The organism is Paenibacillus sp. FSL F4-0125, from assembly GCF_038008565.1.
Lineage (GTDB): Bacteria > Bacillota > Bacilli > Paenibacillales > Paenibacillaceae > Paenibacillus_AQ.
In genome coordinates this window covers 4,059,488-4,081,573 of record NZ_JBBOZJ010000001.1, presented here as the reverse complement: position 1 = coordinate 4,081,573, position 22,086 = coordinate 4,059,488, and the positions used below count along the sequence as shown (strand labels likewise).

The 22,086-nt window shown below is 44.6% G+C and carries 19 protein-coding genes and 1 pseudogene; all 20 read left to right on the top strand.

Translation table 11 applies throughout. The annotated features are described in order from the left end of the window. The first annotated feature begins 5 nt into the window (after positions 1-5). Entirely contained in the window at positions 6-1,409 is a 1,404-nt protein-coding gene (locus NST74_RS18055; protein ID WP_042128888.1) for a DUF342 domain-containing protein, read from the top strand. A gap of 145 nt (positions 1,410-1,554) precedes the next feature. Beyond that, on the top strand, positions 1,555-1,869 hold the full coding sequence (locus NST74_RS18050) for a hypothetical protein (RefSeq protein ID WP_339287128.1): 315 nt from the start codon (positions 1,555-1,557) through the stop codon (positions 1,867-1,869). Between the two features lie 46 nt (positions 1,870-1,915). After that, on the top strand, positions 1,916-2,494 hold the full coding sequence (locus tag NST74_RS18045) for a hypothetical protein (protein ID WP_341113667.1): 579 nt from the start codon (positions 1,916-1,918) through the stop codon (positions 2,492-2,494). Further along, positions 2,491-3,135 (top strand): endolytic transglycosylase MltG, encoded by a 645-nt coding sequence (locus NST74_RS18040; protein ID WP_341113665.1) that lies wholly within the window; start codon positions 2,491-2,493, stop codon positions 3,133-3,135. The genes NST74_RS18045 and NST74_RS18040 overlap by 4 nt, the downstream gene beginning before the upstream one ends. Positions 3,136-3,296: 161 nt before the next feature. Further along, positions 3,297-3,998 (top strand): 30S ribosomal protein S2, encoded by a 702-nt coding sequence (rpsB, locus tag NST74_RS18035; protein WP_036688493.1) that lies wholly within the window; start codon positions 3,297-3,299, stop codon positions 3,996-3,998. A 132-nt stretch (positions 3,999-4,130) separates the two neighbouring features. Continuing rightward, positions 4,131-4,781 carry a translation elongation factor Ts gene (gene tsf / locus NST74_RS18030; protein WP_042128879.1) on the top strand — a complete coding sequence of 217 codons (651 nt, stop codon included), beginning with the start codon at positions 4,131-4,133 and terminating at the stop codon, positions 4,779-4,781. Positions 4,782-4,886: 105 nt separating this feature from the next. Continuing rightward, the gene (gene pyrH / locus NST74_RS18025; RefSeq protein ID WP_036688491.1) at positions 4,887-5,615 is read left to right on the top strand and encodes a UMP kinase; all 729 of its coding nucleotides are present in this window, start codon (positions 4,887-4,889) and stop codon (positions 5,613-5,615) included. Next, complete coding sequence (gene frr / locus NST74_RS18020; protein ID WP_042128876.1) at positions 5,615-6,169, top strand: ribosome recycling factor; 555 nt, start codon at positions 5,615-5,617, stop codon at positions 6,167-6,169. Before pyrH ends, frr begins: the two co-directional genes overlap by 1 nt. A 78-nt stretch (positions 6,170-6,247) precedes the next feature. Next, positions 6,248-7,015, top strand: coding sequence for an isoprenyl transferase (locus tag NST74_RS18015; protein ID WP_042128874.1), 768 nt, complete (start codon positions 6,248-6,250; stop codon positions 7,013-7,015). A gap of 21 nt (positions 7,016-7,036) precedes the next feature. Next, a complete protein-coding gene (locus tag NST74_RS18010) occupies positions 7,037-7,840 on the top strand; it encodes a phosphatidate cytidylyltransferase (protein ID WP_341113658.1) in 804 nt (267 codons plus the stop codon). Between the two features lie 20 nt (positions 7,841-7,860). Continuing rightward, a complete protein-coding gene (locus NST74_RS18005; RefSeq protein ID WP_341113657.1) occupies positions 7,861-9,000 on the top strand; it encodes a 1-deoxy-D-xylulose-5-phosphate reductoisomerase in 1,140 nt (379 codons plus the stop codon). A gap of 247 nt (positions 9,001-9,247) precedes the next feature. After that, positions 9,248-10,522, top strand: coding sequence for an RIP metalloprotease RseP (gene rseP / locus NST74_RS18000; protein ID WP_076119569.1), 1,275 nt, complete (start codon positions 9,248-9,250; stop codon positions 10,520-10,522). A 25-nt stretch (positions 10,523-10,547) separates the two neighbouring features. After that, complete coding sequence (gene proS, locus NST74_RS17995) at positions 10,548-11,996, top strand: proline--tRNA ligase (RefSeq protein ID WP_341113656.1); 1,449 nt, start codon at positions 10,548-10,550, stop codon at positions 11,994-11,996. A gap of 269 nt (positions 11,997-12,265) precedes the next feature. Next, positions 12,266-16,594, top strand: a complete 4,329-nt coding sequence (locus NST74_RS17990; RefSeq protein ID WP_341113655.1) for a PolC-type DNA polymerase III — start codon at positions 12,266-12,268, stop codon at positions 16,592-16,594. Between the two features lie 199 nt (positions 16,595-16,793). Next, positions 16,794-17,261, top strand: a complete 468-nt coding sequence (gene rimP / locus NST74_RS17985) for a ribosome maturation factor RimP (protein ID WP_042128863.1) — start codon at positions 16,794-16,796, stop codon at positions 17,259-17,261. Positions 17,262-17,287: 26 nt separating this feature from the next. Further along, entirely contained in the window at positions 17,288-18,385 is a 1,098-nt protein-coding gene (nusA, locus tag NST74_RS17980; protein WP_042128862.1) for a transcription termination factor NusA, read from the top strand. A 28-nt stretch (positions 18,386-18,413) separates the two neighbouring features. After that, positions 18,414-18,722 (top strand): RNase P modulator RnpM, encoded by a 309-nt coding sequence (rnpM, locus tag NST74_RS17975; RefSeq protein ID WP_042128861.1) that lies wholly within the window; start codon positions 18,414-18,416, stop codon positions 18,720-18,722. Further along, positions 18,715-19,036: pseudogene (locus NST74_RS17970) on the top strand (YlxQ family RNA-binding protein); the annotation flags it as partial. The gene rnpM and the pseudogene NST74_RS17970, both read left to right, overlap by 8 nt. Beyond that, positions 19,031-21,676, top strand: a complete 2,646-nt coding sequence (infB, locus tag NST74_RS17965) for a translation initiation factor IF-2 (protein WP_341113654.1) — start codon at positions 19,031-19,033, stop codon at positions 21,674-21,676. The pseudogene NST74_RS17970 and the gene infB, both read left to right, overlap by 6 nt. 18 nt (positions 21,677-21,694) lie before the next feature. Then, positions 21,695-22,042 (top strand): 30S ribosome-binding factor RbfA, encoded by a 348-nt coding sequence (gene rbfA / locus NST74_RS17960; protein ID WP_042128856.1) that lies wholly within the window; start codon positions 21,695-21,697, stop codon positions 22,040-22,042. The last annotated feature ends 44 nt before the right edge of the window (positions 22,043-22,086 follow it).

Here is a 22,086-nt window from a genome sequence, read left to right as displayed (position 1 = left end):
CAAAATTGATCGGTCAAAATGCTTTGGATCAGTACTTAAGTATTACTTTTTCGGATGACAAAGGGATCGCGTATTTGCAGTTCTCCAAAAAAGATGAGAAATTTTCCTGCTCACCTACAGAATTGGAAAGCTTCCTGAACAGTCACAATATTCGCTACGGGATCCAGCGAGATGTTGTTGAACGTATTTGTAGTCATCCGGAGGAGTTTTTTTGGAGCAAAGTCGCTATTGCTACGGGTGAACCTGCAGTTAATGGAGTCGACGGAAGTATAATGCTCACTGTTGATCTGGAAGAGGATCGCAAGCCGCTTGAAAAAGCGGATGGTAAGGTAGATTATAAGGATTTAGTTCGGCTTCGTAACGTACTGAAAGGAAAATTGATCGCTAGAATTATCCCTGCTCAGCCTGGTAAACATGGAAAGACTGTAACTGGGGATCAGCTTGCTTTCAGAGCTGGAAAAGAAGCTCATTTTAAAGTCGGAAAGAATGTACTTGTTGATAACAATGGAACATCGATGTATGCCGCAATTGACGGTCTTGTTACTTTAACCGATAGCGGTAAAATCAATGTTTTTCCTGTATATGAAGTGAATGGTGATGTGGATTACAGTACTGGGAACATAGATTTTGTAGGTACTGTTGTTATTCGAGGAAACGTACTTTCCGGCTTTTCTGTAAAGTCAGCTGGTGATATTCGTGTAGTTGGTGGAGTAGAGGGAGCAGAATTAATCTCTGGTGGATCCATTGAAATCACGGGTGGAATTATCGGCTATAACAAAGGACATGTAACCGCTGGGAAGAATGTAAAGGTCTCATTCATTCAAGATGGCAATGTTACCGCTGGTGAAGATGTCATTGTATCCCAGAGTATTATGCATTCCAATATACGTGCGGGCAGGGATGTGCTTTGTAACGGTGCTAAGGGTTTAATCGTAGGCGGAACTGTTCAGTCAGGGGAAAGAGTTGTGGCACGCACAATAGGCAATACCATGTCCACGGCGACTGCGATTGAGGTAGGTGTAGTGCCTGAACTCAGAAATGAGATTAATGAATTACGCCAATCGCTACGACAGTTGCTTGAAAATGAGGACAAAACTTCTAAAGCGCTGTATCTCTTAAATCAACTGGCAACCAACGGTCAACTACCTGCGGATAAAGTGGCGCTTCGTGTTAAATTGAATGCTACTAAACAATCTCATCAACGTGAGGAAAAAAGAATTAAAGAACGCGTGCTGGAGATTGAAAGAATGCTGGAAGATACAGGTAGAGCTAGAGTTGAAGTGATCAAGACAATCTATGGTGGATCCAAGATTATGATCGGCAGATATACCCGATTTGTAAAGGACCCTACCGAACGAGTTGTGTTTGCCTATAGTGAAGGTGATATATCCTTAACGCCATACAATTAATTAGGCGGGCAGCATTAGCGGCCGGCCATTCTTGAGATTTAAGAAAGTATAGGTTTCACGTTATACATTATCCTTATATTTTTACGAGAAATGGTTATCGTCTCTAAAAGACGACAACATCGTTTCTTCTTATGAGAAGAGGGTTATGATGAGCCTAAAACCAGTGGAACTGCAAATTGCGCTACCTCGGACTACGGAGGCGGGGAAGATTCAGAATGAATCTCAGCAGCGCCCCGCGATTGATCAGCATCAACTGGCCGGACAAAATGTGAAGCAAAGCCAGGAAATGACCATGCGAAGCTCTGAAGTGGATGAATCCTCTGAATCCGCTTTGCGTGATGGCGGAGATAAAGGCAATCATCATTCCGGAGGGAATCCATCCTCTGAGAAACGTTCGAAGCCAGGAACTCGTGATGCGGAACATCCTTACAAAGGACAACGCATTGATCTGAGTCTTTAATTAGTAAGTATAAATTATATTTGATTTGTAAAAGGAGATAAGGCACTTGCAACCATGGGTGTATATTGTGCTAGTAGGTGTCGCCGCTATTCTTTATGCCCTTCTACTTCCAGCACGTATGAAGGAAGGAAAAGCCGAACAGCAGAGCCTCAAAGAAACGGAGGCTGCGCTTGAGCTATATATGGCTGACATAGAGCGCGAGAATGAAGAGCTAGTACAGTTAGTCAGCAGTATTAAACAGCAATCTCAAACTAATCATAGTGCAATGCAAGGGCAGATTAGCGATTTGCAGCTTCAATTAAAAGAATTACAGCAAAGCTCTGTACTACTAGAAGGCCGGGTAACTGACGAAGAAAAACGGTTAAGAGAGTTGGAAGCTTCGGTTGAGAAGGGCTCGTATATTAAGGTTACGGCGAGCGGGGCTCCGTCTGTCGGGGCTGAAATGAGTTCAAAACAATCCGAGGTGAAAGCAAAACCTATTAGTTCTATTAAATTGCGATATCCACGATTGTTTGAACTGCATGAGCAGGGGAAATCGATAGACTCCATTGCCAAGACGGCTGGACTTCAGCGGGGAGAAGTGCAACTGATTCTGCAACTCGCCAAACAGGAGGAATCGGTATGATGAAGAACCGTTCTTTTTTGTTTGGACTTGGCACAGGGCTTATAGCAGGAGCATTACTGCTTCAATTAATGATATCCGGCGGGGCAGCTCCACTGACCAAGGAACAAGTATTACAAGGAGCCGAGAAATTGAACTTGAAGGTTATCGACGAAGCTACTGAATCCCCTTCAGATGAGGCTTCTTTGGAAGAGGCTGATCAAGATCAGGAGAATGTCGGACTAACTGATGGAAGTCAGGAGAATGTGACACCTTCTGAGCCTGCAGTGGCGGCTTCTCCCGCTCCTGTAGTAACTCCTACAGTATCTGATAACCCCAATAAGGTTATCCCTCCACAAGAGCCATCAACGCCTAAAGAAGGTACTGTTGAGAAGCCAGGGGTCACTACAGCACCGTCTGCTGTTACACCTGTTGAGCCTAAAGTCACTGCGAATACAGGGGTATTTGTTCGTATACCTTCAGGAAGCACACTGACAAAAACAGCAGATATTTTGGAGAAGGCTGAGGTCATTAAGGATAAGGCTGATTTTCTTAAAGCCGCCAATCAACGCGGGATCAACAAGAAAATACAATCGGGTTCTTACAACTTTAATAAAGGCGAGACTCTAGACTCTATATTAGAAAAATTAATTAGTTTTCAATGATCGTTGCATACACTAATAAAATATGGTATAGTAATTGACGGTGTTAAAACACACGCCGGTTGATTTCGACAAGGGGTGCTTTCTTCTGAAGAAAGTCTTGCTGAAAGATGACGCACGGCGGAGGAGACACACAATAAACCAAACTTAGGAGGTGTGTGAAGATGGCAGTAATCTCCATGAAACAGCTTCTAGAAGCTGGGGTACACTTCGGTCACCAGACTCGTCGTTGGAACCCAAAGATGGATCGTTATATCTTCACTGAAAGAAACGGAATTTACATTATTGACTTGCAAAAAACAGTCAAGAAGGTAGAAGAAGCTTACAACTTTGTGAAAAGCGTCGCTGGTGACAACGGCACGATCCTATTCGTAGGAACAAAGAAACAAGCACAAGATTCCGTAAAAGAAGAAGCAGAACGTTCAGGTATGTTCTTCATTAACCAACGTTGGTTGGGTGGAACTCTTACTAACTTCCAAACTATCCAAAAACGTATTGATCGTTTGAAGAAATTGGAATCTTGGGAAGAAGACGGTACTTTCGAAGTTCTACCTAAGAAAGAAGTTATCCTTCTTCGCAAAGAGAAAGATCGTCTTGAGAAATTCTTGGGCGGTATCAAGAACATGAAAGGTCTACCAAGCGCGTTGTTCATCATTGACCCGCGTAAAGAGCGTATCGCAGTTGCAGAAGCTCGCAAATTGGGTATTCCAATCGTAGCTATCGTTGATACTAACTGTGATCCAGACGAAATCGACTACGTAATTCCAGGTAACGACGACGCTATCCGCGCCGTGAAATTGTTGACTGGTAAAATGGCAGACGCTGTTGTTGAAGCTCACCAAGGCGAAGACACAACTACTGCTTAAGTAGCGACTAACACATACAAGAACTTAAATGAAAAGGGTGGTTGGCAGGTGGATAACCTCTCACTGCCCTTTTTTTAGGATAAAGGCCTTAAATAATGTAAGAAAACGACAATTACCTGGAGGGAATAAACAATGGCAGTTGATGCAAAAGCAGTAAAAGAACTTCGTGAAAGAACAGGCGCTGGTATGCTTGATTGTAAAAAAGCGCTTGAAGAAGCTAATAACGATATCACTAAAGCAGCAGAATTGCTTCGTGAAAAAGGTCTGTCCGCAGCAGCAAACAAAGCAGGACGTATTGCTACTGAAGGCGTTGTAGAATCTTACATCCACGCTGGCGGCCGCATTGGTGTACTTGTAGAAATCAACTGCGAAACTGACTTTGTTGGTAAAACAGATTCCTTTAAGGAATTTGCTCGCGATATCGCTATGCAAATCGCTGCAGCAAATCCGCGTTATGTTCGTCGTGAAGAAGTTCCACAAGAAGATGTAGAAAAAGAAAAAGAAATCCTGAAAGCTCAAGCTTTGAACGAAGGTAAGCCTGAGAAAATCATTGAAAAAATGGTTGAAGGACGTATTGGAAAATATTACGAAGAATATTGCTTGCTTGAGCAAACCTTCGTTAAAGACCCTGACAAAACAATCTCCCAATTGCTGAACGAAAAAATCAGCACTATCGGAGAAAACATCTCGATCCGTCGTTTTGCTCGTTTTGAACTAGGCGAAGGTTTGGAAAAGAAAGTGGATAACTTTGTTGAAGAAGTTATGGCACAAGTTAATAATTAATAATAGCTTCATCATAAATGTGAAGAATTGAATAAAGGCAAGCATCAGAAGAGCGGAACACGTACACGTAGTGTTCCGTCTTTTGCAGAAAGTGAGGGTATACATTTGGAACAGCCGGTATTTAAGAGAGTAGTCCTTAAGGTAAGTGGAGAGTCTTTGGCAGGACAAAACGGATATGGTATTGATGCCGACATGATTATTTCCATCGCTGAACAGATCAAGGAAGTTGTTGAGCTTGGCGTTCAGGTTGCGATTGTTTGTGGCGGAGGTAACATTTGGCGTGGGATCGCCGGCAGCGCAAGCGGCATCGATCGCGCTACTGCAGATTATATGGGCATGCTGGCAACAGTAATGAATTCACTTGCTCTGCAGGATGCATTAGAGCAAATCGATGTGCCTACTAGAGTGCAGACTTCGATCTCGATGCAGCAAATTGCTGAACCGTACATTCGTCGTCGTGCGATTCGCCACTTGGAGAAGGGTCGCGTCGTTATTTTTGCAGCAGGCACAGGTAACCCGTTCTTCTCTACAGATACTACTGCAGCACTTAGAGCGGCAGAGATCGAAGCAGAAGTGATTCTGATGGCGAAGAATAAGGTTGATGGTGTATATTCAGCAGATCCGTTTAAAGACAGCACAGCCGAGAAATTTGAACAGCTCACTTACATGGATGTTCTGAACAAAAACCTTGGTGTTATGGATTCAACAGCATCATCTCTTTGCATGGATAATAATATACCGCTCATTGTATTTGCCATTACTGAACAAGGCAATATCAAACGTGTCGTTCTCGGTGAGAAGATCGGGACGATTGTTAAAGGGAGTGTAGATTAATGCCACAATCGGTCAAAAAAAATGCCGAAGAACGTATGGAAAAAGCGATTTCATCGCTGAAACGTGATTTGGCAACATTGCGTGCAGGACGCGCTACAACATCACTGCTGGATCGTATTCAAGTTGAATATTACGGTTCCCCTACCCCAATCAATCAGTTGGCGAATATCAGTACTCCGGATACCCGGACACTGTTAATCCAACCTTGGGACAAAACATCGATGTCTGACATTGAACGGGCGATCATGAAATCGGATATCGGTTTAACACCTGCCAATGACGGTACAATTATTCGTCTTTCTATCCCACCGCTGACTGAAGAACGTCGGACGGATTTGGTGAAACTGACGAAGAAATTTGGTGAAGAAGCGAAAGTAGCAATCCGCAACATTCGCCGCGATGCTAACGATGATATCAAGAAGATGGAGAAAAACGGTATCTCAGAAGATGAGTCCCGTGGCCATCAGGAAGACATTCAAAAGACAACGGATAAGTTCATAGCCGAAGTCGATAAAGTGCTTGTATCCAAAGAAAAAGAGATTATGGAAGTATAAAGATATTCTAGAGACTTAAGGCCCCTCCGTTAATGGTGGGGTTTGTCTCTTTCTGATAAGAGCTTGGAGGAAACGGAAATGATCAAACGGGTTCAAGCGTGGCTGAGCCGTAAAGACAGGCAACAGCCAGTCGAGATTTCACCGGATAACATTCCCCGGCATGTGGCTGTTATTATGGACGGCAATGGGCGTTGGGCTAAGCGACGCGGGTTGCCGCGCGTTGTGGGTCATCAGAATGGCATGAAGGCTGTTAAACGTGCTACAATCGCTGCAGACGAACTGGGTGTTGAGTTTTTGACGATGTATGCGTTCTCGACAGAAAATTGGAAACGACCAAAGGAAGAAGTCGATTATCTGATGCGCTTGCCAGTGGAGTTTCTAGCCATTGAGCTTGATGAGCTGATTGAGAAGAATGTTCAAGTACGTATGATGGGGGATACTGATGCATTGCCTTCATACACCCGTAAAGCTATGGAAGAAGCGATTTCCCGGACACAGGGCAATACTGGACTTATATTGAATTTTGCTCTTAATTATGGGGGACGCAAAGAAATTGAGGACTGCATGCGCAGCATTGGTAAGGACATCCAATCAGGGGCCTTATCACCGGACGATATTACGACTGATCTAATCGATAGCCGGATGTTATCAGGTGGGTTACCAGATCCGGATTTGCTTATACGTACAAGCGGAGAAATACGACTTAGCAATTTCATGCTATGGCAGCTTGCTTATTCTGAGCTGTGGTTTACTGATGTGTATTGGCCTGAGTTTGATAAGGAGCATTTGCATCAGGCAGTTGCTGAATATCAACGCCGTACACGCCGTTATGGTGGACTGAAGTAGCTTGATAGGAGATGGAAACCTTTGAAGCAGCGATTGATTACCGGAATTGTTGCCGGAGCACTATTTTTAGGCTTATGCGTATTAGGAAATTGGCCATATCAGTTGTTACTTACTGCCATGGCTTTTATCGGGTTGTATGAATTTGTGAAAATGATAGGGATACCTGCGCTTTCCGGTTCTACCGTTCTTGGTTATGCAGCCATCCTAAGTTTCATGATCCCTTGGAATTTACTAGGAGTCTCTGCGCCGTTTTCGTGGGAACAAGGAATTTGGATTCTGCTGCTGTTGTTCCTTTTAGTTACAGTTTTTACTAAAAATAAATTAGATATTCGAGTAACAGCCTTGCTGTTTACTGGTATAGTATACATTGGAATGGGTTTTTCTTATATGGCCATGGCTCGTGCATCGGATGACGGACATGGTTTGTTCTGGACTTTTTTGCTACTTTTCTGCATTTGGGGTTCTGATGCGGGGGCTTACTTTGTTGGGAAAAGCATGGGGAAAAACAAGCTTTGGCCTGCCATCAGTCCTAACAAAACGGTGGAAGGTGCGGTAGGTGGAGTGCTGATCTCGATGCTGATTGCTATCATTTTTTCAATATTTGCTCCTGAGCATTTAGCGATAGGACGAGCGCTTCTTATAGGGCTTTCTTGTGCAGTGATGGGTCAGCTTGGTGATCTTGTGCAATCAGCCTATAAACGTGCGTATGGTATCAAAGATTCTGGCACACTTCTACCTGGTCACGGCGGTATTCTTGATCGATGTGACAGCTGGATTATCGTATTTCCATTCGTACATATCGTAACGCTAATGCCTTACTATTAACGGGAGGAGAGGGTATAACTATGAAAAAAATAAGTGTTCTTGGTTCCACCGGCTCTATCGGCACTCAGACTCTAGATGTCATCGCTATGCACCCGGACTCTTTTCAAGTAGATGGCTTGGCGGCTGGAACGAATACAGCATTATTGCTGGAACAAGTTCGCCTTTTTAAGCCACGTCGAGTTTCTGTTGCGACAAAGGAATTGGCAGATGAGATTAGATCCAGTCTGCCTGCTGGCATACAGCTATTCAGCGGAAATGAAGGCCTAGTTGAGGTAGCGGCGGGTGGAGACGCCGAAATGGTCGTAACGGCTGTTATGGGTAGTGTAGGCCTCCAATCCACATTAGCTGCTATCGAAGCAGGAAAACATATTGGACTAGCCAATAAAGAGACTTTGGTTACCGCAGGACATCTCGTCACTGAACTGGCTAATCGTAAGGGCGTTAAGTTGCTACCTATTGATAGTGAGCATTCCGCTATTTTTCAGTGCATAAATGGTGAGAATCTTTCTGATATTGCGTGTATCACTTTAACAGCTTCTGGTGGATCTTTCCGAGATTTCACTCGTGATCAACTCAAAAATGTAACCGTAGAAGATGCACTTCGTCATCCGAATTGGAGCATGGGCGCGAAAATCACGATTGATTCTGCTACAATGGTGAATAAGGGGCTTGAGGTAATTGAAGCGCATTGGCTATTCGGTCTACCTTATGAACAAGTAAATGTACTTTTGCATCCAGAGAGTATCATTCATTCTTATGTGGAGTTCCGCGATAGCAGCATTATTGCTCAGCTTGGGAATCCCGATATGCGTGTCCCCATTCAATATGCACTCACGTATCCTGAACGCTGGGAGTCACCGGCTCAGCGTTTATCGTTAGCTGAAATTGGGCGTTTGACTTTCCGAGAAATGGACTTTGAACGGTTCCCTGCACTTAAGTTAGCCATGGATTGTGGAAAAGCTGGAGGGACTGCAACTACTGCTTTTAATGCGGCAAATGAAATCGCTGTTGCTCGTTTCTTGAGCCATGAGATCCCATTTCTGCGCATTGAGGAAATCATTGGTGAAGTGCTGCATCGTCATGTTAACGAAGACCATCCGAATTTGGAACAAATTGAATGCTGTGATAAACGTGTTCGTGAGCTGGCAGCATCGCTGTAGAACGTAGGAAACTCTCTTGTTAAAAATATAAGAAAGTATAAGTTTCACTTTATACATTATCCTTATATTTCTCGCGTAAACGTGTACTGTCTCCTTAAGGGACGCCGATGGCGTTATTGCTTGACTGGAAATACTTACTTTGCCCTAAAAATAGGTTGGGACAGTTGATTCTCTTGTGCCTGATCGGAGAATAATGATAAATTAAGAGGACATACTTCGGTCTTACACCTAAAGGGGGATGATACGTTTGGAAATGGTTCAAGTCGTTTTATTAACGGTGCTCATGTTTTTTGTCCTGGTGACTGTACATGAATGGGGTCACTATTATTTTGCCAAACGCGCCGGTATTCTCGTGAGGGAATTTGCTATCGGTTTCGGTCCGAAACTGTTTTCTTATAAACGGAATGAGACACAGTTCACTCTGCGTTTACTGCCTTTTGGCGGTTATGCCCGGATGGCTGGTGAAGATCCGGAGATTATTGAAATTGGCTCAGGACAGACCATTGCGGTAAGACTCGGCCAGGATAACAAAGTAAAAAATATTTATCTGGACGCACTGGATACACGTAAAAATGTTATCCGTGGTGAGGCCCTGCATACCGATCTCGAAAATGATCTGCAAATCCGCTTGGATGTGGATGGCGAAGTTACTACTTATGACGTTCATCCGCAAGCGATGATGATTAAAGGCACGCAGCAGACTCAGATTGCTCCTAAAGATCGTCAATTCGGCAGCAAAACCGTGGGTCAGCGTGCATTGGCTATTGTTGCGGGTCCTGTAATGAACTTCCTTTTAGCTTTTGTTCTGTTTGCTATCCATTTGCAAATGGTTGGCATTCCGGTCGAGAATCCAACTTATGTTAAGATTGGCGACGTTTCTGCAGGAATGCCAGCTCAAGAGGCGGGATTGCAGAAGGGTGACATTATTGTCTCCATTAACGGTGAGAAGATTGGTGCCGATTACCAAAAAATGATTGATTTAACCTCGGAGTCCAAAGGGAAAGAAATGAAATGGACGCTCCAACGTGGTGATGAGACCCTTAACGTGACTCTCGTTCCTCGCAGTATGGAGGGACAAGAAGGCGGAAAAATAGGGATTACACCTGAGCTGCCTACCCGTAAAGCAGGGGTTGGCGAGACGTTGACAGGTTCAGGTAAAGCGATGGTCGATACGACTGAAGCTATCTTTCTGGGCTTTAAACAATTGATCAATAAATTCAATATGGATGATATTGGAGGTCCGGTACGAACCTTTGAAGTAACCGGTCAAATTGCTCAACAAGGCATTCAGTATCTTACCTATTGGGCTGCTATCCTAAGTCTATATCTGGGGATTTTTAACCTACTACCGATTCCGGCACTTGATGGAAGCCGTTTGGCGTTCCTAGGCGTGGAAGCTTTACGTGGTAAACCTGTAGATCCGAGTCGTGAAGGCATGGTTCACTTTGTTGGATTTGCACTGTTATTCTTATTAATGATTGCTGTTACGTATAATGATATATTACGTTTGATCAGCGGCTAATTTTCTTCGGGAGGCATTCCATTACATGGCAAAAGATAAGCAATTCGTTACGGAAATCACGCCGCAAAGCGAGGATTTCTCACGCTGGTATATTGATGTTATTAAAAAAGGAGACTTGATGGATTACTCTCCTGTACGTGGCTGTATCGTATTTAAGCCAGAAGGCTATGAAATATGGGAGCATATTCAGGAGGAAATGAACCGTCGCCTCAAGGAAACTGGGCATCGTAATGCTTATTTTCCAGTGTTCATTCCAGAGAGTTTCTTTCAAAAGGAAAAGGATCATATTGAAGGCTTTAATCCCGAGCTGCCATGGGTAACTGAGGCTGGTGGTGACGTGCTTGAGGAACGTTTGGCAGTCCGTCCTACTTCTGAGACCATGTTCGGGCATATGTATTCTAAATGGATTCAGTCCTATCGTGACCTTCCAGTTCTAATCAATCAATGGGCGAATGTGGTTCGTTGGGAGAAGCGTACTTTACCATTTATCCGAACTACTGAGTTTCTTTGGCAAGAAGGGCATACTGCGCATGAGAATGAAGCAGAAGCTCGTGAAGAAACTATGAAGATGCTGGATAACTACCGTGATTTTGCCGAGACTTTTCTTGCCATTCCGGTAATCACTGGACAGAAGACACCTTCCGAACGCTTTGCCGGTGCAGTAGATACGTATTCAATTGAAGCGATGATGAAAGATGGACGTGCTGTTCAGGCTGCTACCTCACATTACTTAGGTACCAAGTTTGCAACAGCTTTTGAAATCCAATATTTGAGTCGCGACAATAATCTGGAATATGTGCATACCACTTCATGGGGATCCACTACACGCTTGATTGGTTCGCTTATTATGGTGCATGGCGATGACCGTGGTCTTGTTCTGCCGCCTAAGGTAGCACCGACTCAAGTGATTATGATTCCTATTGGACCACCTAAAACTCGCGAAGCCGTGATTGGACGGACAGACGAGCTGTTCAAGGAGCTGAAGAACGCCGGCGTTCGTGTACGTGTGGACGACCGTTCAGATGTAACACCAGGCTGGAAGTTCAATGAATATGAAATGCGCGGTGTACCTGTTCGCTTGGAGCTTGGACCACGCGACATGGAGAATGGCGTTTGCGTTATAGTCTCACGTGTCACTGGTGAGAAGAAGATTATTCAGCAGGAGAACCTTGTTGAAGAGGTACAAGCAATGCTCGAGCAGGTTCATAATGAAATGTTCGAACGTGCCCTGAAATTCCGCGAGGACCATTTCTATTCTGTGGATTCCTTGGATGAAATGAAAGCTTCGATGGAAGAAAAACGCGGATTTGCACTAGCTGGCTGGTGTGGTTCCGAAGAATGCGAGTCCAAAGTGAAGGAAGAGACAGGTGCGGGCAGCCGTAACATCCCTTTCGATCCGGCGGAGAAAAAGCAAGTCTGCATTTGCTGTGGTAAACCAGCTGAGCATACTGTAGTTTTTGCAAAGGCATATTAATCTTTTGGCACCGATTAACAGTCTTGTAGTATTTTAATCTAGCTTCTGGAGAGAGGAGTCAGCGGGCCGAAAGAACCCAATGCTTTTTGAATCCAGAAGCTTTTTAAAATATATGAATTTATAGGCTTACGCTATAAATTATCCTTTTATTTTTACCAGAAACCATTGTCGTCTTGAAAAGACGACAATGTCGTTTCTTCTTAAAATATTGTACTTTCACTGAATATCATTGATTGGTTTTACGGAGTTATCAAAGGTGGGAGGAAAGCATGGAACAAAACCAGGAGAGAAGAAAAAGATTCGAGCTCTTGATGAAGCAAGGTGAAATTCCACCTGCAATCATGGATCCCTACTTTTTAGATGGATATATAGAACGTGTAGAGATCAGCCGCGGTAACCGAGACTGGCAAATTGTGATTTCGAAAGAAAGTCTGGTTCCAGCGCAGGTATACCGGACATTTTGCCTCAGAATGCGCGAAAAGCTGCAGCATATTGCCAAAGTTAGCTTTTTATTTGTATATGATGAAAAAGTCAGTCGGGCAGAGCTAATCCAAGAATATTGGGGATTGTTTCTGGAGTGGGTGACCCGCGAGATCCCTTCGGTTAACGGCTGGCTGACACGCTCTACCCAAGAGCTTAAAGATGACACTTTAATGTTGACAATGAGTGACTCCACTTCCATGGAGCTTGCTCGTAAAAAGGGCATCGATGGGGCAATTATTAAATTTTATGATAAGTATTTCGGACTCTCCCTAAAAGTTAAAGTGCTAATGGCGGAGAATGAAAATAACAATATTGAAGCATACGAAGAATTTCAGCAAAAGCTGCAGCAGGAACAACGAGAGATCGTTGAGCAAATGATGACTGCAGTAGAAACAGAAGCACCTCCTGATGATAGTGATCCTAATGAAGTGATTAAGCTTCAGGTGGGGTATGAAATTAAGGAACAGGCTGTACCGATTCTTGAAATTCAAGATGAAGAGAAGAAAATTACAATTCAAGGCACCATTTTTGGTCTGGATCGTAAGGAGCTTCGCAATGGCAGTACCTTGTTCACCTTCAGCTTGACAGATTTCACCGATTCTTTGCAAATGAAGATGTTTGCTAAGACCAAGGAAGATCTTAAGGTGATGAGTCAGCTTGCTAATGGCAAATGGGTAAGAGCACGCGGGAAGGTAGAATATGACCGGTTCATGCAAGTTCCTGAGCTAGTGATGATCCCTTCGGACTTAACAGAAGTTAAGGCACCACCTGCAAGGAAAGATACGGCGCCTAAAAAACGGGTGGAGTTCCATCTTCACACTACTATGAGTACGATGGATGCGGTCACTCCGATTACCAGCTATGTCAAAACAGCTGCCCAGTGGGGGCATCCAGCCATTGCTATTTCTGATCATGGCGGGGTTCAGGCTTTTCCAGATGCGAACCATGCAGCTCATAAGCATAAGATAAAAATGATTTATGGTGTGGAAGCCAATGTTGTGAATGACTCTGTAAATATTGTTGAGAATGCTCAGCCTTTGGACTTGAAGACAGCTACTTATGTAGTGTTTGATATAGAGACCACGGGGTTATCGATTACCCGCAATAATATTACGGAGCTCGCGGCCATTAAAATGTGCGAAGGCAAAGAAGTAGATCGTTATTCTACTTTTGTTAACCCACATGAGAAGATCCCTTATCATATTCAGCAATTGACCAATATTACGGATGAAATGGTTAAGGATGCTCCTGATCTGGAGCCAGTGCTGCGTAAGTTTGTTGAGTTTGTGGGTGACAGTATCCTAGTCGCTCATAACGCCAGATTTGATATGGGTTTTATTCAGGCCTCATTACGTAAAATAGGTGAACCTGTGCTTCCGAACCCTTCTCTTGATACACTTGAGCTCGCACGGTTACTATTTCCAACTATGAAGAATCACAGGCTGAACACATTAGCCGATAAATATAAAGTTCTTCTGGAAAGCCATCACCGCGCGATAGACGATACCATAGCACTCGGTGGTATTTTAACAGGCTTGCTTGCGGATGCTGAAAAGATGAAGGGCATGACTCGCCTTGATAGACTGAACGATTATGTGGGTAATGATCTTTCGAATACAAGACCGTTTCACTGTAATATCTATGCACTTAATCAGGTGGGCAAAAAAAATCTTTATAAGCTCATTTCCATGTCTCATACGGAATATTTCAAACGTGTACCTTGTATTCCTAAATCCAAGCTGGAAGAGCATAGAGATGGACTACTCGTAATTTCCGGTTGTGAACGTGGTGAGTTTTTTGAAGCAGTACTCAACAAAACGACTGAGGAAGCCATGGAGGTTGCTCATTTTTATGATGTGCTGGAGATTCAGCCGTTGACCATGTACATGCATTTGGTGGACAAAGGCTTTGTAGCAGGTCCTGATGAGCTTCGCGATGTAGTCCGCAAGGTTTGCGAAATAGGTGAACAGTTAAATAAACCTGTTATAGCGACGGGGAATGTGCATTATCTTGAACCCCGGGACAAGCTGTATCGTGATATTACGATTAATGGGATCACAGGCTTTAGTCCGCTTAAAGACCAACGTAAACCGGATGCACACTTCCGCACAACGGATGAAATGCTGTCTGAATTCGAATTTCTCGGTGCTGAAAAAGCGATGGAAGTCGTGGTTACGAATACAGTTGAGCTGGCAGAACGTTTTGAAGAGCTGGAGCTATTTCCAGATAAACTATTTACACCAATTCTTGAAGGGGCGGACGAAGAAATTCGCGAGACCTGTTATAACACTGCCAAATCCATTTACGGTGAAGAACTGCCTGAAGTAGTTATTGCCCGTTTGGAGAAAGAGCTTGCACCGATTATTAAATTCGGGTTCTCTGCCAACTATTTGATTTCTGAACGTCTCGTTAAAAAATCAAATCGAGATGGATATCTCGTAGGCTCGCGGGGTTCTGTAGGCTCCTCTGTAGTAGCCACATTTCTTGGGATTTCAGAAGTTAATCCTTTGCCTGCGCATTATATTTGCCTAAACCCCGAGTGTCGCCATAGTGAATGGTTCCTGGACGGTAGTGTGCGAAGCGGGTTCGATTTACCAGACAAAGACTGTCCGGATTGCGGCGAGAAGCTCAAAGGTGAAGGCCAGGATATTCCGTTTGAGACCTTCCTTGGATTTAAAGGGGATAAGGTTCCCGATATCGACTTGAACTTCTCAGGGGAATATCAGCCGAATGCACATAACTTTACCAAAGAAATGTTTGGTGAGAAAAATGTATTCCGTGCCGGAACGATTGGTACGGTAGCTGAGAAGACTGCCTTCGGTTTTGCAAAAAAATACGAAGAATTGCACCAGAAACGTTGGCGCGGTGCTGAAGTTGGACGTCTAGCGGCTGGCTGTACAGGTGTAAAACGCAGTACGGGACAGCATCCCGGCGGTATAGTCGTTGTTCCAGACTATATGGAGGTAGAAGATATTACACCAGTGCAATTCCCGGCGGATGATGTCAATGCCGAATGGAAGACCACACACTTTGACTATCACGCTTTTGATGCCAATTTGCTGAAGCTTGATATTCTGGGTCATGATGATCCGACGATGATGCGGATGCTGCAGGATTTGACAGGTGTAGATCCAACCTCAATTCCGATGAATGATCCGAAGGTAATGAGCATGTTTAACTCTACAGATGCACTTGGCGTAAGACCTGACGAAATTAGATCGCCGGTTGCGACATACGGAGTGCCCGAAATGGGTACCAAGTTTGTACGACAAATGCTTATTGAGTCAAAACCGTCCAGCTTTGCTGACTTACTGCAAATATCTGGTTTGTCACATGGTACTGGGGTTTGGCTTGGGAATGCGCAAGAGCTTATAAAGAATAACACTTGTAACATTAAGACAGTTATCGGTTGTCGTGATGACATCATGCTCTTCTTAATTTATAAAGCGGGAATGGATGCGAGCTTGGCCTTTAAAATTACCGAGAGTGTTCGTAAAGGTAAAGGATTGTCTGACGAATGGATCGAGGAAATGAAAAAGTGCAAGGTTCCGCAATGGTATATTGATTCTTGTCTGAAGATTCAATACATGTTCCCGAAGGCGCATGCGGCTGCATACGTTATTTCTGCAGTACGTACCGCCTACTTCAAGCTGTATCATCCTATTGAGTATTATGCGACCTATTTCTCTGTACGCGCAGCGGATTTTGATATTGAACTGTGCTGTAAGGGATATGAAGCTATCAACCGTCAGATCGTAGAAATTGAGCAAAAAGGATTTCAAGCTTTGCCTAAGGAAAAGGCTATGTTGCCTGTCCTTGAGATGGCTTTGGAAATGACGGCACGTGGATTTACGTTCAAAAATATTGATCTTTACCGTTCGGAAGCGAATAAGTTTATTGTAGATGGAACCAGTTTGATTCCTCCGTTTTCCGCATTAGCGGGAATTGGTGAGAATGCCGCTATCAATATAGCCGCTGCGAAAGATGCTGGAGAGTTCCTTTCTATTGAGGATTTCCAGCAGAAATCCAAGGCGAGTAAGACAGTTATTGAGTTGCTGACCAATATGGGCTGCTTCCGCGGCTTACCGGAAAGCAATCAACTTTCCCTATTTTAAAGGCTTTAACAACACTTATTTCATGGCTAGAGAAGAGAGCTCCAAAGGGGGAGTCAAGGGCTAGCACTTGTCAGTCCAGACTCACTATGGTATAATTTCTTTGGTAATAATGAGATAAGTCCGTTGTGTAAAGAGTGGGGAAACCCACTCTTTATCTTTGGTATATAGCAAAAGACAAGTTCGTGGAGGTAATTTTCTTTTGAGCACACCCAAATCTAAAATTAAACAAACGGTAGAGCAGATGCTCGGGCCCTATCTCGACGACAATGGTTTCGAACTGGTGGACGTTGAATACGTGAAGGAAGGCTCCAATTGGTTTCTGCGTATATTCGTAGATAAAGAAGGCGGCATTGATATTGATGACTGCGGCAGCATTAGCGAATATTTCAGTCAGCAGTTGGATGAGAATGATCCTATCCCTGAGGCATATTTCCTTGAGGTTTCCTCACCGGGAGCAGAGCGTCCTCTCAAAAAAGCTGCGGATGTAGCTAAAGCGGTAGGCAAGGACGTGTATGTGACTGTTTATGAGCCGATTCAAGGACTCAAAGAATTTGAAGGTCGTTTGCTCTCGTTCGAGAACGAGGAACTGCTCATCTCCGCGGGCAAAAAAGAACATGTAGTACCGTACGCCAAAGTCGCAAGCGCGAGATTGGCCATTATTTTTTAACGTCTTGAAAGGGGGGCCGGAAATTCATGAGTATGGAGTTTATTGAAGCAATGAATGAGCTGGAAAGGGAGAGAGGCATCAGTAAAGATGTGCTGTTTGAAGCCATCGAAGCGGCGCTGATCTCTAGTTATAAACGTAATTTCAATGCAGCACAGAACGTACGTGTTGACATGAACCGCAACACAGGCGTAATCAAAGTGTTTGCCCGCAAGCTAATTGTTGAGGAGGTCCTGGATACAAGGACTGAAATCTCATTGCCGGCAGCCAGAGAAATTAACCCGCATTTCCAGCTTGAAGATATTGCTGAGCTTGAAGTGACACCACGTGATTTCGGGCGCATTGCTGCACAGACTGCAAAGCAGGTTGTAACACAACGGATTCGCGAAGCAGAGCGTGGACTCATCTATAATGCCTTTATTGACAAAGAAGATGATATCGTAACAGGACTTGTACAACGTCAAGATATGCGGAACATCTACATTGATCTTGGTAAAATCGAAGCGGTCTTGCCGCTTAGTGAATTGATGCCAGGTGAGAAGTTTAAGCAAAGCGAGCGTATCAAGGCTTATATCACTAAAGTTGAGAACACCACTAAAGGACCGCAAATTATGCTGTCCCGCAGTCATCCCGGATTGCTGAAGCGTCTGTTCGAACTCGAGGTTCCGGAAATTTTTGATGGTGTAGTTGAAATTCGTTCCGTAGCTCGTGAAGCTGGCTTCCGTTCGAAGATTGCTGTGTATTCCCGCAATCCAGAAGTAGATCCAGTTGGCTCTTGCGTGGGCCCAAGAGGAACACGCGTTCAGACCATCGTTACTGAGCTTCGTGGCGAGAAGATCGACATCGTACGTTACTCTGATCTGGTGCAGGAATATGTAGCTAATGCACTCAGTCCTTCTAAGGTCCTTGAAGTTCAAGTCTTTGAAGCAGAGAAAATGGCACGGGTGATCGTTCCTGATTATCAATTATCACTGGCTATCGGTATTAAAGGGCAAAATGCACGTCTTGCCGCTAAACTTACCGGCTGGAAAATTGATATCAAGAGTGAAAGTCAAGCGGAGCAGGAATACGGTAGACCGAGATCTTCTATTGATGAAATGCATCAGGATTCCGTCTCCATTGATTAATTAACCTGCTTGACGGGAGGCGTATGTTATGAAACAAAAAAAGGTGCCGCTGCGCAAATGCGTTGCTACCCAAGAGATGATGCCGAAGAAAGAGCTGATTCGAGTGGTTAGGACGCCCGAGGGCGAAGTGCTGATTGATCTGACAGGTAAGAAGTCAGGCCGTGGTGCTTACATATGCGGCAAGCTTGAATGCTTTAAGCTGGCACAGAAGAATAAAGCACTTGATCGAGCTTTGAAATGTCAAGTGAGTCCTGAAATCTATGACCAGCTTGCCCGGCAGTTTACTTCCGTGGAAGAGCAGTTTCTAGCAGCAAAGGATAGTGAGGATAATGAGTAAGGCGCTTTCTTATTTAGGGCTTGCCATGAGAGCAGGCAAGATAGTCACCGGCGATGAGGCTGTACTCAAAGCTGTACGGTCTTCAGAGGCGAAGCTGGTCGTTCTGGCAGGTGACGCTTCAGATAATACCCAAAAAAAGTTCCGTGATAAATGCGGAACCTACGATATTCCACTAGTAATCGCATTTCACCGAGACAGCCTCGGTGCAAGTATTGGTAAAGACCAGCGTGTAGTACTGGCCATTACGGATAAAGGATTCGCGGAAATGATCTCCAAGCAACTCGGAGATACTGTCGGAGGTGGATTTATTGACTAAAGAAGAGAACAAAGATAAATTGCGCGTGTACGAATACGCCAAGTCACTAAACATGAGCAGTAAAGAAATTATTACAATTCTGAAGCGTTTGAATGTCCCTGTGAATAATCATATGAGTGTCATGGAGAACGGTTCCGTGAACAAAGTAGAACAATTCTTCAAGGATATCAAGTCGAACGCTGCAGCCAAGCGGGATACCAGCTCCAGCAGCCGTCCGGTGACAACCGGTTCGGCAACTGCCGAACCCCAAAGTGCTCAGAATGCCAACAAAAATCAACAGGAAAAGCAGGTAGGTATGAACAGTAACCAAAACAACAACCAATCGACGACGTCCCCAAGGCCCCAAAGCGGACAAGATTCCCGCAGAACACAAACAGGTTCAACGCAGAATGCACGTCCGCAACAAAGCGGAGCTCCACGTACTAACAGTACAAGCGGAAGCCGTCCGCAAGGAAGCAGCACAGGCGGTAATCGTCCACAAGGTAGCAATACTGGTGGCAGTCGCCCGCAAGGAAGTAATACTGGTAGCCGTCCACAAGGTAGCAGTACCGGTGGTAGCCGTCCGCAAGGAAGTAATACTGGTGGCAGCCGTCCGCAAGGTAGCAATACCGGAGGCAGCCGTCCACAAGGAAGTAATACTGGCAGCCGTCCGCAAGGACAAAGCAGTGCGCCTCGCACTGACAGCCGCCCACAAGGTCAATCAAACACCGGCGGAGGTTTCACACGCGGTGACGACAGAGGCCCTAAGAAGAACACAACGGGTGGTCGACCAAATACGAACAATAGACGTTTTGATGATGGTAAGGGCGGTAACTACCGTGGTCGTGGTGGTAAGAATGGCCGTGGTAAGAATCAGCCAATGGTTCACCGTGAGAAGATTGATAACACACCTAAGAAGATTATCGTTCGTGGCAGCATGACTGTTGGTGAAACAGCGAAATTGCTTCACAAAGACGCTTCTGAAGTAATCAAGAAGCTGATCTCTATGGGTGTTATGGCAACCATCAACCAAGAGCTGGATATCGACACCATCCTGCTGCTCGCTGCTGAATTCGGCGTAGAAGTAGAAGTGAAGATTCCTGTTGATGAGGATAGCTTCGAAACTGTGGAAGAGAATGATACTGAAGATGAACTTCAGTCCCGTCCTCCAGTAGTTACGATCATGGGTCACGTTGACCACGGTAAAACTACTTTGCTGGATGCCATTCGTTCGACAAGTGTGTCCCTAGGCGAAGCTGGCGGAATCACACAGCATATCGGTGCTTATCAAGTTGAAATTAATCAGAAGAAAATCACGTTCCTTGATACACCAGGTCACGAAGCATTTACTGCTATGCGTGCTCGTGGTGCACAGGTTACGGATATGACAATTATCGTAGTTGCTGCGGATGACGGTGTTATGCCTCAGACTGTTGAAGCTATTGCACATGCTAAAGCTGCTGGACTTCCGATCATTGTTGCTGTCAACAAAATCGATAAGCCGGGTGCAGATCCTGATAAGGTGAAGCAAGAGCTTACAAGCTATGAACTCGTTCCTGAAGAGTGGGGCGGAGATACCATCTTCGTTAACCTTTCTGCAAAACAACGTATTAACTTGGAAGAACTGCTGGAAATGATCTTGCTCGTTGCTGAAGTTAATGAGTACAAAGCTAACCCTGACAAACGGGCACGCGGTACAGTTATAGAAGCTGAGCTTGATAAAAACCGTGGTCCAGTTGCACGTGTTCTGGTACAGAACGGTACATTGAAAGTCGGCGATGCTTTTGTAGCAGGTAACTGCTTCGGACGTGTACGTGCGATGGTTAATGATAAAGGACGTAAGATCAAGGAAGCTGGACCTTCCACTCCAGTAGAAATTACTGGTTTGACTGAGGTGCCACAAGCTGGCGATCCGTTTATGGCTTTCGAAGACGAGCGTAAAGCCCGTGCGATTGCCGATAGACGTTCCACATCCCAACGTCAATCTGAGCTGAATACGAACACCCGTGTAACATTGGATGATTTGTTCCAGCACATTAAAGATGGCGAGATCAAAGACCTTAACGTTATCATTAAAGCTGACGTACAAGGTTCAGTCGAGGCACTTAAAGGTTCCCTGGCTAAGATCGAAGTGGAAGGCGTCCGCGTGAAGATCATTCACAGCGGTGCTGGTGCCATTACGGAATCCGATATTACACTTGCAGCAGCATCTAATGCCATTGTTATTGGCTTTAACGTTCGTCCGGACGCTCAAACCAAGGCAGCTGCTGAACAAGAAAAAGTAGATGTTCGTCTCCATAACATCATCTACAATGTAATCGAGGAAATCGAAAGTGCAATGAAGGGTATGCTTGATCCTATCTATAAAGAGAACGTTATCGGACACGCTGAAGTACGTAGTGTCTTCAAAATCAGTAAAGTGGGTACCATTGCAGGTTGTATGGTTATTGATGGTAAAATTACCCGTAATGCTGAAATGCGCTTGATCCGTAGCGGAATCGTTGTATTTACAGGTAAAGTTGATACCTTGAAACGCTTTAAAGATGATGCCAAAGAAGTGGCGCAAGGTTATGAATGCGGCATAACTTTGGAACGCTATAATGACGTCCAAGAGGGCGACATTATCGAAGCGTTTCTTATGGAAACTGTAGAGCGCTAAGCGAAGAGGTGAATATAGATGTCTAAAATTAGAGCAGGACGAGTGGGCGAGCAGATCAAGAAAGAGCTTAGTCAACTTATCCAAAGTGGACTGAAAGACCCTCGAATCGGTTTTGTAACTGTAACTGGCGTAGACGTGACTAACGATCTTTCGCAAGCGAAAGTATACCTAAGCGTGTTCGGGGATGAAGAACAGAAGTCAGGCTCACTAAAAGCGATTGAAAAAGCAAATGGTTTTCTTCGCTCTGAGCTTGGCAAGGCGATTCGCCTACGGCACACACCGGAACTGATCTTCAAGATCGATGAATCTGTCGCTTACGGCAGTCACATTGAGAAACTTCTCGGAGAGCTTCACAAGAACGATTAGAAATCGGTACTAAAAGGAGTTCAAAATAGCTTAAGGCTATTTTG

What these genes read in the sequence shown, in the direction of transcription:
- NST74_RS18050 (WP_339287128.1), top strand. Translation starts at nt 1,555, where the DNA reads ATGATGAGCCTAAAACCAGTGGAACTGCAAATTGCGCTACCTCGGACT.
- NST74_RS18040 (WP_341113665.1), top strand. Translation starts at nt 2,491, where the DNA reads ATGATGAAGAACCGTTCTTTTTTGTTTGGACTTGGCACAGGGCTTATA.
- rpsB (WP_036688493.1), top strand. Translation starts at nt 3,297, where the DNA reads ATGGCAGTAATCTCCATGAAACAGCTTCTAGAAGCTGGGGTACACTTC.
- tsf (WP_042128879.1), top strand. Translation starts at nt 4,131, where the DNA reads ATGGCAGTTGATGCAAAAGCAGTAAAAGAACTTCGTGAAAGAACAGGC.
- frr (WP_042128876.1), top strand. Translation starts at nt 5,615, where the DNA reads ATGCCACAATCGGTCAAAAAAAATGCCGAAGAACGTATGGAAAAAGCG.
- NST74_RS18015 (WP_042128874.1), top strand. Translation starts at nt 6,248, where the DNA reads ATGATCAAACGGGTTCAAGCGTGGCTGAGCCGTAAAGACAGGCAACAG.
- NST74_RS18005 (WP_341113657.1), top strand. Translation starts at nt 7,861, where the DNA reads ATGAAAAAAATAAGTGTTCTTGGTTCCACCGGCTCTATCGGCACTCAG.
- proS (WP_341113656.1), top strand. Translation starts at nt 10,548, where the DNA reads ATGGCAAAAGATAAGCAATTCGTTACGGAAATCACGCCGCAAAGCGAG.
- NST74_RS17990 (WP_341113655.1), top strand. Translation starts at nt 12,266, where the DNA reads ATGGAACAAAACCAGGAGAGAAGAAAAAGATTCGAGCTCTTGATGAAG.
- nusA (WP_042128862.1), top strand. Translation starts at nt 17,288, where the DNA reads ATGAGTATGGAGTTTATTGAAGCAATGAATGAGCTGGAAAGGGAGAGA.
- rnpM (WP_042128861.1), top strand. Translation starts at nt 18,414, where the DNA reads ATGAAACAAAAAAAGGTGCCGCTGCGCAAATGCGTTGCTACCCAAGAG.
- rbfA (WP_042128856.1), top strand. Translation starts at nt 21,695, where the DNA reads ATGTCTAAAATTAGAGCAGGACGAGTGGGCGAGCAGATCAAGAAAGAG.